Origin of the sequence: Actinoallomurus sp. CA-150999, assembly GCF_050942425.1 — a bacterium.
Lineage (GTDB): Bacteria > Actinomycetota > Actinomycetes > Streptosporangiales > Streptosporangiaceae > Actinoallomurus.
The window spans coordinates 11274300-11290086 of record NZ_CP192063.1; the positions used below are offsets into that span (position 1 = coordinate 11274300).

Annotated in this window: 16 protein-coding genes; 10 read left to right on the forward strand and 6 right to left on the reverse strand. The window is 70.2% G+C overall.

All coding sequences use genetic code 11. From position 1 onward, the window contains the following. Positions 1-15: 15 nt before the first annotated feature. Positions 16-894 carry an alpha/beta fold hydrolase gene (locus ACQP2O_RS52130; RefSeq protein ID WP_433177718.1) on the reverse strand — a complete coding sequence of 293 codons (879 nt, stop codon included), beginning with the start codon at positions 892-894 and terminating at the stop codon, positions 16-18. A 548-nt stretch (positions 895-1442) separates the two neighbouring features. Here ACQP2O_RS52130 and ACQP2O_RS52135 point away from each other — a divergent pair. Both ACQP2O_RS52135 and cutA read left to right on the forward strand, forming a co-directional pair. Continuing rightward, on the forward strand, positions 1443-1847 hold the full coding sequence (locus ACQP2O_RS52135; RefSeq protein WP_433177720.1) for a hypothetical protein: 405 nt from the start codon (positions 1443-1445) through the stop codon (positions 1845-1847). 284 nt (positions 1848-2131) lie between these two features. Continuing rightward, positions 2132-2446, forward strand: coding sequence for a divalent-cation tolerance protein CutA (gene cutA / locus ACQP2O_RS52140; RefSeq protein WP_433177722.1), 315 nt, complete (start codon positions 2132-2134; stop codon positions 2444-2446). On the opposite strand, the gene ACQP2O_RS52145 is transcribed toward cutA, so the two are convergent. Next, on the reverse strand, positions 2388-3767 hold the full coding sequence (locus ACQP2O_RS52145) for a helix-turn-helix domain-containing protein (RefSeq protein ID WP_433177724.1): 1380 nt from the start codon (positions 3765-3767) through the stop codon (positions 2388-2390). The genes cutA and ACQP2O_RS52145 overlap by 59 nt on opposite strands. 56 nt (positions 3768-3823) lie before the next feature. Between ACQP2O_RS52145 and ACQP2O_RS52150 the strand changes: the two genes are divergently transcribed. The 7 genes from ACQP2O_RS52150 (at position 3824) to ACQP2O_RS52180 (ending at position 10739) form a co-directional block, all read left to right on the forward strand. After that, complete coding sequence (locus ACQP2O_RS52150; protein WP_433177726.1) at positions 3824-4159, forward strand: hypothetical protein; 336 nt, start codon at positions 3824-3826, stop codon at positions 4157-4159. A 640-nt stretch (positions 4160-4799) separates the two neighbouring features. After that, complete coding sequence (locus tag ACQP2O_RS52155) at positions 4800-5276, forward strand: glycine-rich domain-containing protein (protein ID WP_433177728.1); 477 nt, start codon at positions 4800-4802, stop codon at positions 5274-5276. Positions 5277-5348: 72 nt separating this feature from the next. After that, positions 5349-6251 carry a phosphotransferase gene (locus ACQP2O_RS52160; RefSeq protein ID WP_433177730.1) on the forward strand — a complete coding sequence of 301 codons (903 nt, stop codon included), beginning with the start codon at positions 5349-5351 and terminating at the stop codon, positions 6249-6251. Between the two features lie 85 nt (positions 6252-6336). Continuing rightward, entirely contained in the window at positions 6337-8397 is a 2061-nt protein-coding gene (locus ACQP2O_RS52165; RefSeq protein ID WP_433177732.1) for a BTAD domain-containing putative transcriptional regulator, read from the forward strand. A 111-nt stretch (positions 8398-8508) separates the two neighbouring features. Next, on the forward strand, positions 8509-9330 hold the full coding sequence (locus ACQP2O_RS52170) for a MerR family transcriptional regulator (RefSeq protein WP_433177734.1): 822 nt from the start codon (positions 8509-8511) through the stop codon (positions 9328-9330). A 12-nt stretch (positions 9331-9342) separates the two neighbouring features. Continuing rightward, complete coding sequence (locus ACQP2O_RS52175; protein ID WP_433177736.1) at positions 9343-9837, forward strand: GyrI-like domain-containing protein; 495 nt, start codon at positions 9343-9345, stop codon at positions 9835-9837. Positions 9838-9947: 110 nt separating this feature from the next. Continuing rightward, positions 9948-10739: a methyltransferase domain-containing protein gene (locus ACQP2O_RS52180; protein ID WP_433177738.1), complete on the forward strand. Its 792-nt coding sequence runs from the start codon at positions 9948-9950 to the stop codon at positions 10737-10739. On the opposite strand, the gene ACQP2O_RS52185 is transcribed toward ACQP2O_RS52180, so the two are convergent. From ACQP2O_RS52185 to ACQP2O_RS52200, 4 genes are all read right to left on the reverse strand, one after another. Then, positions 10740-12617 carry a cellulase family glycosylhydrolase gene (locus ACQP2O_RS52185; protein ID WP_433177740.1) on the reverse strand — a complete coding sequence of 626 codons (1878 nt, stop codon included), beginning with the start codon at positions 12615-12617 and terminating at the stop codon, positions 10740-10742. 77 nt (positions 12618-12694) lie between these two features. Then, a complete protein-coding gene (locus ACQP2O_RS52190; RefSeq protein WP_433177741.1) occupies positions 12695-13867 on the reverse strand; it encodes a CaiB/BaiF CoA transferase family protein in 1173 nt (390 codons plus the stop codon). Then, a complete protein-coding gene (locus tag ACQP2O_RS52195) occupies positions 13864-14388 on the reverse strand; it encodes a MaoC family dehydratase (protein WP_433177743.1) in 525 nt (174 codons plus the stop codon). Before ACQP2O_RS52195 ends, ACQP2O_RS52190 begins: the two co-directional genes overlap by 4 nt. 9 nt (positions 14389-14397) lie before the next feature. Next, positions 14398-14727, reverse strand: coding sequence for an ArsR/SmtB family transcription factor (locus ACQP2O_RS52200; protein WP_433177745.1), 330 nt, complete (start codon positions 14725-14727; stop codon positions 14398-14400). 202 nt (positions 14728-14929) lie between these two features. Between ACQP2O_RS52200 and prcB the strand changes: the two genes are divergently transcribed. Next, positions 14930-15727, forward strand: a complete 798-nt coding sequence (gene prcB, locus ACQP2O_RS52205) for a proteasome subunit beta (protein ID WP_433177747.1) — start codon at positions 14930-14932, stop codon at positions 15725-15727. Positions 15728-15787: the final 60 nt, after the last annotated feature.

Below are 15787 nucleotides of genomic sequence, written 5' to 3' on the forward strand. Positions count from 1 at the left end.
CCCACACTCGCTCGCTCAGCGGGCGAGGAGATCTCGTAGGGCCTTGGTGATGTCGGCGGGCGCCTCCTCGGCCATGAAATGGCCGAAACCGACGGTGCGGTGCCGCAGGTCCGACGTCCAGGCGCTCCACAGCGCGGCGGCGTCGAAGCCGAGCGCGGCACCCCAGTCCTGCTGCAGGACGGTGACCGGCATCCGCAGCCGGTCGCCGTCCGCGCGGTCGGCCTGGTCGTGTTCGAGGTCGATGCCGGCCGAGGCACGGTAGTCGGCCACGATGGAGGGCACCGCCTCGCGGCAGGCGTCCAGGTACGCGGCGCGGACGTCGGCGGGGATGGCGTCCGGGTCACTCGCCCAGATGTCGAGGAAGTGGCCGAAGAAGGCGTCCGGGCTCGCGGCGATCAGCTGCTCGGGCAGGCCGGGAGGCTGGGCCATCAGGTACAGGTGGAAGCCGACGGCGGCGGTGACACCGTGCATCGCCTCCCACATGTCGACGGTCGGCAGCACGTCGAGGCAGGCCAGATGCGTGACCGCTTCCGGGTGGTCAAGGCCGGCGCGGAAAGCGACGAGCGCGCCGCGGTCGTGCCCGGCCAGGGCGAAGCGATCGTGTCCCAGCGCGCGGGCCAGGGCGACGACGTCGGCGGCCATGGTGCGCTTGGAATAGACGTCGCGGCTTACCTCGGCGGGTTTGTCGCTGGCCCCGTAGCCGCGCAGGTCCGGGCAGATGACGGTGTGGTCGGCGGCGAGGTCGGCGGCGACGTGCCGCCACATCAGGTGGGTCTGGGGAAAACCGTGCAGCAGCACGATCGCGGGGCCCGACCCCGCGACGGCCGTGTTCAGCGACACGCCCTCGGCAACGGGGACGCGCCGGTACTCGAAGCCGGGAATGACAGGCGCCATGTTTCGCCTCATTTCGCTGTTCGGTGGGATGCCGTAAGACTGCCGCGCGCGAATGAGCATCCGATGAGCGCGCTATCGTGACCTGGCGGAGTGTCCTGGATGGAGGACCGGCGCGGGGGCGCCGTCGGCGTGCCGGGGCCGGTGGCGAAAGGTCCCGAAGGAGGATCTTTAGGTTCTAACGGTCGTTGCAACACCCCGCCCCAAGGGGCGCGATGGTCTTCGAGAAGCGCAGATCACCTCAGGGACGTAGGCATCGTGGTTTTGTTAGCGAGAACTGACCGCACTTGCTCGTCAGGTGTGACCGCGGCCTGGTCTGGCGGAAACCGTTGTTCGTGAGTTCCGACCGCATCGCGGTTTATCGCCAGGCTGACTCGCAGCAGACCGCGCAGTCCCTCCCCGAAAGATCGTGGGAGAGGTCCGGGGAGCCGGATCTTGATATCGGGCTGCTATCTACGGAAGGTAGCTGCAAACCCACGCCCCGAGGTCACGAGCCTGATCCTCTGGAAAGGCCTAGCGGCTCCCTGTACTTCCGAGGAGGATCTGGACTCGTGGGAGAGATGAACATAGTCTTCGCGGCCCCAGACGATGAGACCGCGATCGCGGAGCTCGGGGACTGGCTGGGGAGGTCACCTGTCCACGAGGACGATAAACTTCGGCCCGAGGTACTGGCCGAGCTGGAAGCGCTCCTCACCGGCCGGGACAGCCAGGAGATTGCGGCGGACCCCAGGCACTGCGTCCAGATCACTGAAATCTTCGATGAGGGCGCCGGCGTCGTGGAGGCCGGCCTGGTGACGGTCACCGACACGCTCACCCATGCGCTGGCCGTCGCGGATACCGAGGCGCTGTCAGCGGCAGCGGCGTCGCACGGCGAGTACCGAGTGCAGGGACTAGCCATCGTCGCGCGCCACGTGGCAGCCCACGGCCACCACATGTACAGCTTCTGGTACTTCTGACCCGATACGTTAAGTCCCTGGCGAGGTTGACGCCGATGGCGAGTCCTGGCTCCGGGCCTAGCCCCGCCCGCTGGTCGCGACGGCGAGAACCTCTGCGGACCAGGCCAGCGATAACACGCAGACCCGTGCCGCCGCCAGCCATGCGCCGAATCCAGTCCGCACCGCGCACCGCGGTCAGTTCTCGCGAACATTGATCACGGTTCCGGCCGCCAGGTGTGGTCAGAACTCACGAACAACCGCGGTCAGTTCTCCCGAACAAAATCAGCATCGTTAGGCTCCGCTTCATGGCGAACCATGTACAGGTATCGACGACGGCGGACAATCGCGAGACGGCGATCGAGTTGCTGAACTCGGCTGTCAAGGCGCGTCTGGCTGCGTCCGGTCAGGTCTTCGGGCCAGCAACTACGGCGTTCTGGCATCTGGGTGAGTTCGGCACCGGCGAAGAGTGGCAGGTCGTGCTCAAGACCACCAAGGACCGCTATCCGGAGCTGGAGGCGCATCTCATTGATGCACACCCGTGGGACAACCCTGAGGTCTCCTTCACGCCTCTCGGCGGCTCGGCGGCGTACCTGGAGTGGGTGAGCCGGGCGACTGCCTGAGAAGTGCTTCCGCTTCATCGATCAGTTCGGCCACCGCGGCCACGCTACGGTGCCGCTCCAGCCGCTGGAGCGTCTCCGCAATGCGGGACCGCGGACGTGCCGACGCGACGTCCGCGCACAGCACGACCGCGCGGCGGGTGACAGCTGCGCCCTGTTCGATGTCCCTGTCATCGATGTGAGCGTCCGCGAGCCATGTCAGGTACAACGCCTTATCTCGCGCGTGCGTGTCTTCGTAGCGATCAAGGGCACCTGCGAGGGCGGAGATGGCACGGCCCGGTTGGCGTAGGACGCTCCAGCAGCGGCCGGTCATGATTTGCAGCTCGGTGTGATCAACCCAAAGTGCCCAGTCAGGGCCCCGTCGGTCGTGGCCGTCGCCGAGTGCTTCACGCGCGAGATCGAGCGCATGCTCGGCGGCTCGTGCATCGCCGGCGACGGCATGGGCCCAAGCGGCACGCTCTCGGAGCAAGGCCTTGACCGCTTGCGGCGTCTCGTTGCTGTCCGCAACCCGGCATGATGCGTCAGCTTCTGACGCGCCTGGCTGCCCGGTGCTGACCTTCTGGTAGGCGAAGAACGCCAACGAGTTGGCGATCAAGGATGTGTCTCCGGCATCCGAGGCAGCAGTGAGACTGCGCTTGAAATGCTGGCGGGCCCGCACATGCCATCCGGCGTCGAAAGCGGCCCACCCAGCCTGTTGAGCCTGCTCGGCAATGACCCCCATGAGCGCTCGGCCGGTCGCGTCCGTGTAGCTCGCCTTGTCGGCGATAGCAATCGTGGACTTCAGCTCGGTCGCGTAGACCGGATACGTCTCCGCGCCGCCAAGCACGTCATCCAGACGTCGGAGCCGGGCCGTCCGATTACGAAGCCGTACGACCGTCTCAGTCCCGATCCGGCGCCCAGAGTCGAGATCGGGACTTCCGGGCATCGTGAGCGTGAGGCCAGCGGCCAATGAGGATCCCATGAACGCCCGACGGTCCACTTCATCCTCGTCTTCTGTGAAGAGTTCATCTTCGGACATCTCGAACGCGCGGGCGTACAGCAATCGGTAGCGCTCGCTGATCTCATCCACGTCACCGCGCTCCCAGCGCTTGACGTAGGACAGCAGGCTCTCGTGGCTCGGAAGCCTGTTGCGTGCCTCTCCGGCTGCACGGGCGAGTTGGCGCGCCATCTCTGTCTTGTCCCAGCCGCGCGCCTTCCGTTCCGCACGGATGCGATCAACCCACACCTTATGAACGTCGGCCATCGTGTTGCCTGCACCTTTGCCGAGCATCCTGGAGCACGACAGCCGCGCTCCCTCGTGCTCCGCATTGTTCTCTAGCAGCACAGCTCCCGCAGCCCTTAACTAACTGTGACTGAATCGCCACATCCTCGGAGGCGTAGGTGCACGCACAGGAAGTCAGTTCCACCCTGCCGGCGGACACGGTCAAGGCGTACACGCTCAAGCTCGCGCCGCTGCTGATTCGAGCCGGCTTCAACGTGGCGGTCCGCTCAGACGGCATCGTCGAGGTACGGAATCCGCGTGACGCGCGGATGACACAGCCGATCATGCTCGCCGAGCACCAGAGCGCCCTGTGGTGGGCGTGGGTCTGGTCAGGGCCGACCCGCGAGGCCCCGCCCGAACGTGAGCTCATGGTGCCTGTGGACGACGTCGGTGAGGCGGCCCGCCGCATCGCCAACGTGCTCCGCGTCGCGGAGCCTGCCGGGGCCGAGCAGTGATCCCGGTAATCGGGCGGCTCGTCGGTATCGAGCCGGACGGGCCGGTGCGTCCTCCGACTCGCCGTCCGGTCGTCACAGACCCGAGTCCTCAGGATCTCGCCGCGGTCCAGGCGGCCTGCCGAGACTGGGCGGTGATGTGGTCGCGCTGGCGTCGCGCATACACCGCGTTCGCCACGTTCACCGCAGGCCCGCTCATCGTCGACGAGCCGGACCCCGCACGGCTGCTGCAACGGTGCCGGGAAGTCCGGAACGCCGTCGCACACGGTCAGGTGGTGATCGCATGAGCTTCGGCGACCAGATCGGCGGCTTCCGACGCCGCAGCGTCTCATCGAGCGGTACACAGACGAGCTCCAGCAGATGATCACCGAGATTCACGACACACCGTTAGGTGTTGGCACGACCCGCCGTTTGGCCAGGCGCCTCCACCGCCGAGACAGCGGGCCGTCGAGCGAGGTGATGCGGTCTCAGGCCCGGCGACCACCTGGACGGCCCGGGACATCCCAGACCACTGCTCATGCCAGGCCGAAGCCGTGGATCAAGTCACGGCACTTCTGCCAGGCCCTCTGACTCTCCAGCCGATCGGCCGGAGGAAACCGGTACGGCGACCGAGCCGTACCCGAGGCTCTTAAGGAGGAGCCAGATGACCTTAACGCTCGACAGGACGGCCACGACCGTCATGCCCCAGGAGCTCGTTTCCCCGGCCCTGTTCGACCGGCTCGTCCGGCGCATCGTCAAGGACGAGCACATCGACCAGCCGACGGCCGAGCGGATCATGGCCCAGGCGCTCGGGTTTCTGCAGGCGTGCGCCCTCAACCCGGGCGCCGGCCTGTCGCCCTCCCCGATGGTCGACATCGGCTGGCACACGTTCGTCCTGTACACCCGCGAGTACGCGGACTTCTGCCAGCGGGTCGCGGGTCGGTTCATTCACCACACCCCTACCGACGACCACAAGTGCGAGAACGCCTGCACGGGAGACGTCCCACCCGCCGAGAGCGGCTCGATCACCACCACGCTCGCCGCGATGCGCGCGACCGGCATCCCGGTCGATGAAGAGCTGTGGCAGGCACACGCCGTCGACTGCTCCCAGTGTCACGCCGGTTGCACCGACAGCCCGTGACATCCACCCCTCACGCGACCCCAGGTCATACGCTCGGCGACCTGGGGTCGCCCCTATCCAGCGAGGAGCGCCATGAGCCGACACGAATGGGACACCCTGCCGGAAGGCGTCCGCAATGCCGTGGAACAGCATTGCGGCGGACACATCATCAACGCCGAGGCGCCCGAGATGGGATGTAGTTCGGAGTTCTCCGCCACGCTCCACCTGAACGGCGGTGCCGTGTTCTGCAAGGGCATCCAAGTCGACCATCCGAACGCGTGGATGCACCGCAACGAGGCGGCCGTGAACCACCTGCTGCCCCACGGCCTGGCACCGCGGCTGCTGTGGCAGACCGAGACCGACGGCTGGCTGATACTCGGCTTCGAGCACGCGCCCGGACGACACCCCGACCTGTCCCCCTCGTCCCCCGACCTGGCACCCGTCGCGGAGACGGTGACGACCCTGCAGCAGATGACCTCATCCGCCGTGCCGAATCGCAGCATCGCAGCACGCTGGGCCCGCCTACCGGTTTGGCAGCAGTACGCCCAGGACCCACCCGACGACCTGGACCCCTGGGAGCAGGAGAACCTGCCACGCCTAGCAGAGCTGGAGGCGACGGCGCACGAACTGCTCGACGGTGACGCGCTCCTGCACACCGACCTGCAGCCGGGGAACCTCCTCATCAACGACGGCGAGATAGTGGTCATCGACTGGGCCTGGGCCTCCCGCGGCGCACCGTGGATAGATCCGGCATTCATGGTGATCAGGCTCATGGCGGCCGGACATTCACCCGAGAGCGCAGAGTCGTGGGCACGCGAGATCCCCGCATGGCAGGCGGCACCGGCAGCCGCCGTAACAGCGTTCGCGGCCACTGTGCTGGGTCTGTGGGGGCACAAGACGCGGTCGCCGTCCGCACGGGCGCACTCGGCACGGCTGACGGCCGTTGCCCGGGACTGGGCACGGCATCGCCTCAAGGCGACCTGGCCTGGGGCATGATGAAGCCGCTCAATCCGCCATCGGGCAGGGGCGGCTTCGGCATGCCAGGGCCAGTGGCGGAATGTTCTGGAAAGAGGAGCGGGGAGTGAGGGTCGTGTTCGGCGTGCTGGGGCCGGTGACGGCCTGGGACGACGCCGGGGACTCGATCGCCTTGAAGGGGCCGAGGCACCGCGCGGTGCTGGCGCGGCTGATCGTCGCCCAGGGCCGCGTCGTCCCCGTCACCCGGCTGGCCGACGACCTGTGGGAGGACCCTCCCGAGGACGCCGTCGGCGCGATCCGTACCTTCGTGGCCGCCCTGCGCCGTGCCCTGGAGCCGCAGCGTCCGCCCCGCGCTCCGGCCCGGCTGCTGGTCACCGAGGGTCCCGGGTACGCGCTGCGCGCGGAGCCCGACGCGGTCGACGCCTGGCGCTTCGAGCGCGCCGTGACCGCCGCGACGCTGCCGCCCGCAGGGAAGCCCGAGCCCCTACCGCCCGAAGGAACGCCCGGGACCCTGCCTCCGGCGGGGACGGTGCCGTACGCCGAGACGCCCGCGACCATTCGGCCCGCGGAGGCGCTCGCGCGGCTGGACGAGGCGCTGGGGTGGTGGCGCGGGCCCGCGTACGCCGAGTTCACCGACGAGCACTGGGCACGGGCGGAGCGTTCGCGGTTGGCGGAGCTGCGACTGCACGCCGTCGAGCGCCGGGCCGAGATGCGCCTGGCGCTGGGCCTGGCCGCGGAGGCGGTGCCGGACCTGGACGCGCACGTGGCCGAGCACCCGTGGCGGGAGCACGGCTGGCGGCTGCTCGCGCTGGCGTTGTACCGCACCGGCCGGCAGGGCGACGCGCTGGCGGTCCTGCGCCGGGCCCGTACGCTCCTGGTCGAGCAGCTCGGGGCGGACCCCGGCCCGGCACTGCGCGAGCTGGAGGCCGACATCCTCGGGCACGCCGCCCGCCTCGCCCCTGAGCCGGGCGGGGCGGCGGGGCGGGTGTGGGCGCAGACGGCGGCGGCGTACGACCGAGCCGTGCCGTCCGGGGCCCGGGCCCGGCTGGAGTCGACGGTGGGACTCCTGCGCAACCTCGCCGTGACCGGCGGCAGCGGCCTTCAGGAGGCCCGCCGGCATCGCGTCGCGGCGATCGCGGCGGCCCAGGAGCTGGGCGACGCGGAGCTGACCGCCCGCGTGATCGGCGCCTACGACGTCCCGGCGATCTGGACCCGGGTCGACGACCCGGAGCAGGCCGCCCAGGTGGTCGCGGCGGCCGAGCGTACGCTGGCCGCCCTCCCGGCCGGGCAGGAGGCGGCCCGGGCCCGGCTGCTGGCCACGATCGCCCTGGAGTCGCGCGGCACCCGCGCGGCGCGCGGGCCCGAGGCGGCCCGGGAGGCGGAGGAGATCGCTCGTCGGCTGGACGATCCGGCGCTGCTGGCGTTCGCCCTGAACGCCGCGTTCATGCAGAGTTTCGACCGTGCCGGTCGCGCGCCGCGCCGGGACGAGATCGGCGCCGAGCTCGTCACCCTGTCCGCCCGGCACGGCCTGTCCGCCTTCGAGATCCTGGGGCACCTGATCCGCCTCCAGGCCCGGAGCGCCCTCGGCGACCTCCCCGGCGCCGACCGGCACGCGGCCGCCGCGGACCGCCTGGCCGAGCGGCACGAACGGCCGCTGGTCGGCGTGTTCACCCGCTGGTACGCCGCGCTGCGGATCGCGACGACCGGACCGGAGGGTGCCGCCGAGGCCGCCTACCGGGACGCCGCCGCCCGGCTCGAGGGCTGCGGCATGCCGGGGCTGGAGCACGGCCTGCCGCCGCTCGCGCTCCTGTCCCTGCGCGTACTGCACCGACGGCCCGCCCCGGCCGACGAGGACCCCGACTGGGGACCGTATGAGGCCTGGGCCCGCCCCTTGGTGCTGCTCGCCAGGGGCCGTCGTACGGCGGCCGCCGCCGCGCTGCGCGACGTCCCCGAGCCGCCCCGGGACCTGCTGTTCGAGACCCTGTGGTGCCTGACCGCCCAAGCGGCCATCGCCGTCGGCGACCGGGAGACGATGGAGCGCGCCCAGGCCGCGCTCTCCCCCGCGGCGGCGGAGCTCTCCGCGGGCAGCGGCCTGCTCACCGTCGGCCCGGTCTCCCGGCACCTCGACGACCTCGCCGCCGCCCTCCGTACCCCGGGTCCCCTCTAGGCCGGGAAATGTCGCTGACCTGCGGAGACGCGGTCGCCTCGCAGCCGAACTCCCCGCCGCCCTTCCACTCCTTGACTCTGACACCGTGTCATGCCGTATTCCTTGGGAGTCATGTTCGCCATTGGAGATTTCGCGCGTTACGGGCAGGTGTCGGTACGGATGCTGCGGCACTATGACGCGATCGGGCTCCTGCGCCCCGCTCATGTGGACGGCTCCACCGGCTATCGCCGTTATGAGGCCGACCAGCTCAGGCGGCTCAATCAGATCGTCGCTCTCAAAGATCTCGGGTTCACCCTCGAACAGGTTCGTGCGGTGCTGGACGAGCAGGTGAGCGCTGAGGAGCTGCGCGGGATGCTGCGGTTGCGCCGCGCGGAGCTGGAGAGGTCGCTCGCGGCCGACGCCGACCGGTTGGTCCGGGTGGAGGCACGGCTCCGCTCGCTCGACGCGGGGACTCTGGAGACCGAGGTCGTGGTCAAACGCGTCGCCGCCGTGCGCGTTGCCCAGTTGAGCGGCGAGGTCGGCGGATTCGAGTCCGACGAGATCTGGCCTGTCGTCGGGTCGCTGTTCGACCAGTTGTGTTCGCGGATGACGCAGGTAGGCGTGGCTCCCGCCGGGCCGGGCGTCACTCGCTATGCCGACGGAGACGCCTCGGCGGAACGGCTGGTGGTGCACGCGGCGTTTCCGCTCACCGCGGATCCGGACGGGAGCGCCGGCTTCGAGATCGTCGAGCTGCCCGAGATCGTGACGGCCGCCACGATCGTGCATGCGGGTCCGATGGCGGGCGTCGTGACCGCGGTCCAGACCCTGGCGTACTGGATCGATGCCCACGGCTACCAGAGCGTCGGTTATCCGCGCGAGGTGAATCTCGAGTGCCCGCGAGACCGCCCTGACGCCTGGGTGACCGAACTACAAGAACCCATCACTAGGAAATGAACGGGGATGTCCATGTCACCGGAACCCATCGTCATCGAGCGTCCGCAGCAGCCTTATGTCGCGATCCGCGCGATCGTGTCCATGCAGACCATCGGCGAGGCCGCCGCCCGGTTCCCCGCAGTCTTCGCCTGGCTGGCCGCCCGGGGCCTGGCACCTGCGGGTGCGCCGTTCCTCAAGTACGACTCCATCGACATGCCGGGTCGCCTGGAGATCGAGGTAGGCGTCCCTGTCGAGACGCCCGTGGACGGCGACGGCGAGGTGGTCAGCGGCATCCTTCCGCCCGGTCGCTATGCGAGCCTCACCGTCGTCGGCCCGCCGAGCGACCTGGCCGCCCACACCAGAACGCTCCTCGACTGGGCCACCGACAAGGACCTGCGCTTCGACCAGGTCAGGACCGACGGCACCGAGCAGTGGATCTGCCGCCTGGAGATCTACAACACCGACCCGGCGGTCGAGCCGGACCCCGCCAAGTGGGAGACCGAACTGGCCTTCAAACTTCTCGACTGATCAGCGCCTGTCCGGTCAGCCGGATCGGTCCGGTCTCCCGGCACTTGGACGACCTCGCCGACGCCCTCCGAGGTTGCGGTCCGGACCGGTCCGAAGGTTAGGTGGTGATCATGACGTCCGCGTTCGAGACGACGACACCCGACTCGGTGGTGTACCTGGACCGGCTCGCCACCACCGACCTCGGCCGCGACTACAAGGGGCGGATGCTCGCGCTGCTCGACGCGCGGCCGGGGCAGACGGTACTGGACCTGGGCTGCGGACCCGGCACCGACCTCGCCGTCCTCGCCGACGCCGTCGGCGGCGACGGCCGTGTGATCGGCGTCGACCGCGACGCCCGCATGGCCGAGCGCGCTCACGGCCGTACGGTGTCCGACGCGCGGGTTCGCGTGGTGCTGGGGGACGCGCACGCGCTGCCGCTGCCGGACGGCGGCCTGGACCGGGCCCGTACGGATCGGGTGCTCCAGCACGTCGCCGACCCGGCCGCGGCCCTGGCCGAGTTGCGGCGCGTGCTGCGCCCGGGTGGGCGCCTCGTCATGGGCGAGCCCGACTGGGACACCCTCGCCATCGACCATCCCGACGTCGCGACCGCGCGCGCCTACACCCGGCACGTCGCCGAGCGGGTCGTGCGCAACTCCGTCGTCGGCCGCCAGCTCGCCCGGCTGGCCGCCGAAGCGGGCTTCGCGGTGCCGACGGTCGTGCCGGTCACGCCGGTCTTCCGCGACCTGGCCACGGCCGACCGAATCCTCGGCATCGAGCGCAACACGCGGCGCGCCGTCGAGGCCGGCTATCTGACCGCCGACGCCGCGCGCGAGTGGCTCGACCGTCTCGCCGCCGGGCCGTTCCTCGCCACGGCGACGCTGCACATCGTCGTCGCCGACGCGCCGGGTCATTCCTCCATGTGATCAGCCGCCGAAGACGCGGTTGCGCCACGAGGCGAGCTCGGACGCGACGGCGGTGCGCTGGTCGGCCGTCACGGGCGTGCCGGTCGCGGTGTTGACGACCAGGGCGACGTGCAGGCCGGCCGGAGCGGTGAGCAGCACGCGGTGAGCCGCCGACGAACCGGCCTCGTCCGCGACCCGGACCGTGCCGGATGCGGGGAGGCCGGTGAGTGCGCCGACGTCGCCGACGACGGTCGTGCTCGCCGGGGCGAACGACTGCGGCAGGTGGAGCTCGGTCGGCACGGTGGCGGACGTTCCGCGCCAGACGAGCACCCCGTACTGCCGGTCCTTGACCAGGGCGGCGACGTTCGGCAGCGATGAGGGGACGGTGAGCCACGCCTGCTGCTGGCCCGCCCCGCCGAACCCGGAACGGGCCAGGTCCTCGTACGCGAAGGCGAGCGCGTCACCGGCCACCGCGGACGGGTAGAGCCGGTCCAGGACGCGCTGGTCCAGCCGGAGGGCGACGTTCCCGGCAGCGTCGGTGGTCGCGACCGAGAAGTCCTCGTCGTTCCACCCATCGCCGGCGGTCTGCACCTTGTCCGGGTTGCCGTTCATCAGCTCGTGGTGGTTCCCGCTGTAGACGTCCCAGTGCCACTGGGTGCCCGACAGCACCGGGCCGCCGCTCGCCGCAGAGTCCCACCAGTTCTTGCCCGGGGTGCCGTAGTCCATTGCCTGGTACATCGCGCGCACCATCCACGGCGTACGGTCGCTGCCCGTCCCGGACATCCGGTTGCCGAACTCCGAGACCATCGGGGCGGTCTTCAGGTCCGTCGCCCGCTGCCGGATCCGGTTCATCGCCGCGTCGTACGTCCCGTCGGAGGCGGCGGACGGGTCGATGACCATGCGGCCGCCGTCGTAGTAGTGGCTGTTGAAGACGAGCCGCGTGCCGAGCGGCCCGGACGACGACAGGCCGCCCTCCTCGAAGAACCCGGTGTTCCAGAACACCAGCGGCTCGGTGAACGCCGGCTTGGCGCTCCACCCGGCATTGTCCATGGCCGTACGGAACCGCTGGTAGAAGGGCAGCAGGTAGGTCTTCTCCCAGTCCAGGCCGCTCTGCCCGTCCAGCCCGCCGTCGAAGGGCTCGTTGAACGGGTCGAACCCGACGACGCTCTGGAACGCCTGCGCGGACAGTTTGGTCTTCAGGTACGTCAGGGCGGCCGACGCCTGCCCGATGAAGGCGTCCTGCACGCCGACCTGGCCGCTCGCCGTGGTGAGCGTCCGGTTGTGCCAGAAGTCGTGGGCGGCCTGCCGTACGGCGGCGTTGTTCTGCATGTTCTGGCCCCACAGCAGGCAGATTCCGCACGACTCTTGGGGGTAGTTCCCGGCCTTTATCAGCCATTCCGGAGCACCGTCGCCGGTGTACCAGCTGCCGCTGTTGAACAGGTGCGAGGAGTACAGATCCTGGTGGTAGTCGAGCAGGACGCGGATTCCCCGGTCGGTGAACGCGGTGATCTGCTGAACGGCCTTGTCGAGGTAGGAGTAGTCGATCCGGTCGGGGGCCGGCTGGACGCCCTCCCAGCTGATCAGGAACCGGACCGCGTTCGCACCGGTCAGGTCCCGCATCGCCTGCGCGGACTTGGCGGCGTCGGCGGTGCTGCGGAAGGGCAGCAGGCCGTTCTCGTACAGCTTGGCGCTGCCCGAGACGTTGAAGCCGCGCAGCGTCACCTGCCGCCCGTCGCCGTCGCGGAACACCCAGTTCTGCCCTGCCGGGGAGACCACGACGGCGGAGCTCGTGTCCGCTCCGGCCCGCGGAATGTCGGTGACGGTGACGGCGGCGGCCACGGCGATGGCCACGGCCAGGATTTTTCCGGTACGGACGGCTGCGAAGGACACCCTGGACATGGCGGGGCCTTTCAGGAGGCGGGGCCCTCTACTGTCCAGTAACCCCCAGGTCCGTGCAAGACCACGATTCGCTGCGGCTACGACCCGCTCTCGTCGTCGGGTTCGCCGAACTCGGCGAGGACGGCGTCCGTGTGCTCGCCGAGGGCCGGGATCGCTCCCATGCGCGGCTCCCGGCCCGCCACGGTGACCGGGGGCAGGAGGGCGTTCAGGGGGCCGGCGGGTGAGCCGACCTGACGCCACCGGTCCCGGGCGGCCAGCTGCGGGTGCGCGGCGAACTCCTCCATCGACCGCAGGCGGGCGTTGGCGATCCCGGCCTCGTCGAGACGGCGGATCGCCTCTTCGGCCGTGGCGTCGGCGAAGGCCTCCTCGATGAGGGCGGTCAGCTCGTCCCGGTGCTCGACACGAGAGGAGTTACGCGCGAAGCGTTCGTCCTCGATGAGGTCCGGGCGGCGCAGGACGTGCGTGCACAGCGCGGCCCACTCGCGCTCGTTCTGCAGGCCGAAGAAGACCTGGTGACCGTCTCCGGCCGTATAGGGACCGTACGGCGCGATCGTCGCGTGCCGCGCGCCGGTACGGGCCGGGGGCGTGCCGCCGTAGGCGGCGTAGTAGTACGGGTAGCCCATCCACTCGGCGAGCGCCTCGAGCATCGAGACCGACAGGTCGGTGCCGCGCCCGGTGCGCTCGCGCTCGTACAGGGCGGTCAGGATGCCGCTGTAGGCGTACATTCCGGCGGCGATGTCGGCGATGGAGATCCCGACCTTGGCCGGTTCGTCGGGCGTTCCCGTGACGGACAGCACGCCGGCCTCGCACTGGACGAGCAGGTCGTAGGCCTTCTTGGAACGGTACGGGCCCGAGTCGCCGTACCCGGAGATGCCGCAGGTGATCAGCCGGGGGTGGCGGCGGCGCAGCTCCTCGGGGACCAGGCCGAGGCGCTCCGCCGCTCCGGGGGCGAGGTTCTGTACGAGCACGTCCGCCCGGCCGACCATCCGGTGCAGCACCGCCCGCCCGGCCGGGTCCTTCACGTCCAGCACCACGGACTCCTTGCCGCGGTTCAGCCAGACGAAGTGGCTGGACATGCCCTTGACGGTCTCGTCGTAGCCGCGGGCGAAGTCGCCGCCGGGGCGTTCGACCTTGATGACGCGCGCTCCGAGGTCGGCGAGCTGCCGGGTGGCGAAGGGCGCGGCGACGGCCTGTTCGAGCGAGACGACGGTGACGTCGCGCAGCGGGAGGGCGCCCGTGGGGCCGTTCATTCCCGCACCGGGGGCAGGGTGTCCTCCGGCGGGCGCGGAACCGGCGGTCTCGGGGCGTGGTCGCGTTTGTAGACGAGCAGCGTGCGCTTGAACGAGCACACGACGACGCCGTCCTGGTTGAAGCCCTCGGTTGCCACGGTGACGATGCCGACGTTCGGCCGGGACCGGGACTCGCGCAGCGCGATGACCTTCGACCGGGAGTAGAGCGTGTCGCCTTCGAACACGGGGGCGGGCAGGCGTACCTCGTCCCACCCGAGATTCGCCATGACGTTCTGGGACACGTCGGTGACGGACTGGCCGGTGATGAGGGCGAGGGTGAAGGTCGAGTCGACCAGCGGGCGCTCGAACTCCGTCTGCGCGGCGTAGTGGTGGTCCACGTGCACCATCGCGGTGTTCTGCGTGAGGAGCGTGAACCACATGTTGTCGGTCGTGGTGACCGTCCGGCCGAACGGGTGGTAGTAGACGTCCCCGAGGGTGAAATCCTCGAAGTAGCGGCCCCGCCAGCCCTGTCGTTCCGTCATCGCGTGCGGCTACCGCCGGGCGGCCGCGGTCACGAGCGCGTCGAGCAGGCCGGGGAAGGCATCCTCCACGTCCGCGCGCCGCAGTTCGTTCATCCGGGACGTTCCGACGTAGTACTGCCGGATCAGGCCCGCCTCACGCAGGACCCGGAAGTGGTGGGTCAGGGTGGATCTGCCCACGGGCAGGTCGAACGAGCCACAGCTCTTCGGGCTCGGCGCGGCGGACAGCTGGCACACGATGTTCCGGCGGACCGGGTCCACCACCGCGTCGAGGATCTGCTGGAGCGTGAACGCCTCCGGCGCGGGATGCTCCGGCGAACGGTCCTGTGGCTCGGTACGCACCGCGACGCCTCCCACCCTGCGTTGCCCGATACTTCGATACCGATCATACTTCAGCTACTCCAGCCGTGGCCTGGCGCCCGAACACCGGGCCCGGCAGAGGGTGCGCTGGAGGCCGGAGATCGTACGATAAGCCTCGCACTTGTCTCTTGATCGGAAGCGGGCGCACATGGTCGATATCTCGGGTGGTCTTCCCCCGGAGTTCATGAGCAGCACCAACGCGTCGTTCAGCGAACTGCTGGCCGCGGTCGCGCCCGACGCGCTGCCCCCACGGCGGCTCCGGGAATCGGCCGCCGGGCTCGGCATCCCGCACGGGACGACGGTGCTGGCGCTGACCTTCGAGGGCGGCGTGCTCATGGCCGGCGACCGCCGCGCCACGATGGGCAACGTCATCGCGCAGCACGACCTGGAAAAGGTGAACTTCGCCGACGAGTACTCCGCGGTGGCGTTCGCCGGGACCGTCGGCACGGCGATGGAGATGGTCCGGCTCTTCCAGTTCGAGCTGGAGCACTACGAGAAGATCGAGGGCCGCCGGCTCTCGCTCGACGGCAAGGCGCGGCGGCTGGCCTCCCTCGTCCAGAGCAACCTCGAGGCCGCGATGCAGGGCCTGGTGGTCGTACCCCTCTTCGCCGGCTACGACCTCGACGGGGAGGTCGGGCGGATCTACTCGTTCGACGTCACCGGCGGGCCGTACGAGATGACGGACTTCCACGTCGACGGCTCGGGTTCGCCGTACGCGCGGGGTGCGCTGAAGAAGCTGTACCGGCGTGGGATGTCGCAGGACGACGCCGTCGTCGCGGCGGTTCAGGCGCTGTACGACGCGGCGGACGACGACTCGGCGACCGGCGGTCCCGATCTGAGTCGCCGGATCTACCCCAGCGTCGCCGTCGTCACCGACGACGGGTACCGGAAGCTGGCCGAGGACGAGGTCCGCGCGGTCGCCGAGTCGGTCGTCGCCGCCCGGCGCGAGTCCCCCAACGGCCCGATCGCCCCCGTACGCTGACGGCGCGCGGCCTCCTCAACGGACCGGCCGCCCCGGTGAGCCGAGGCGGCCGTTCCGCAC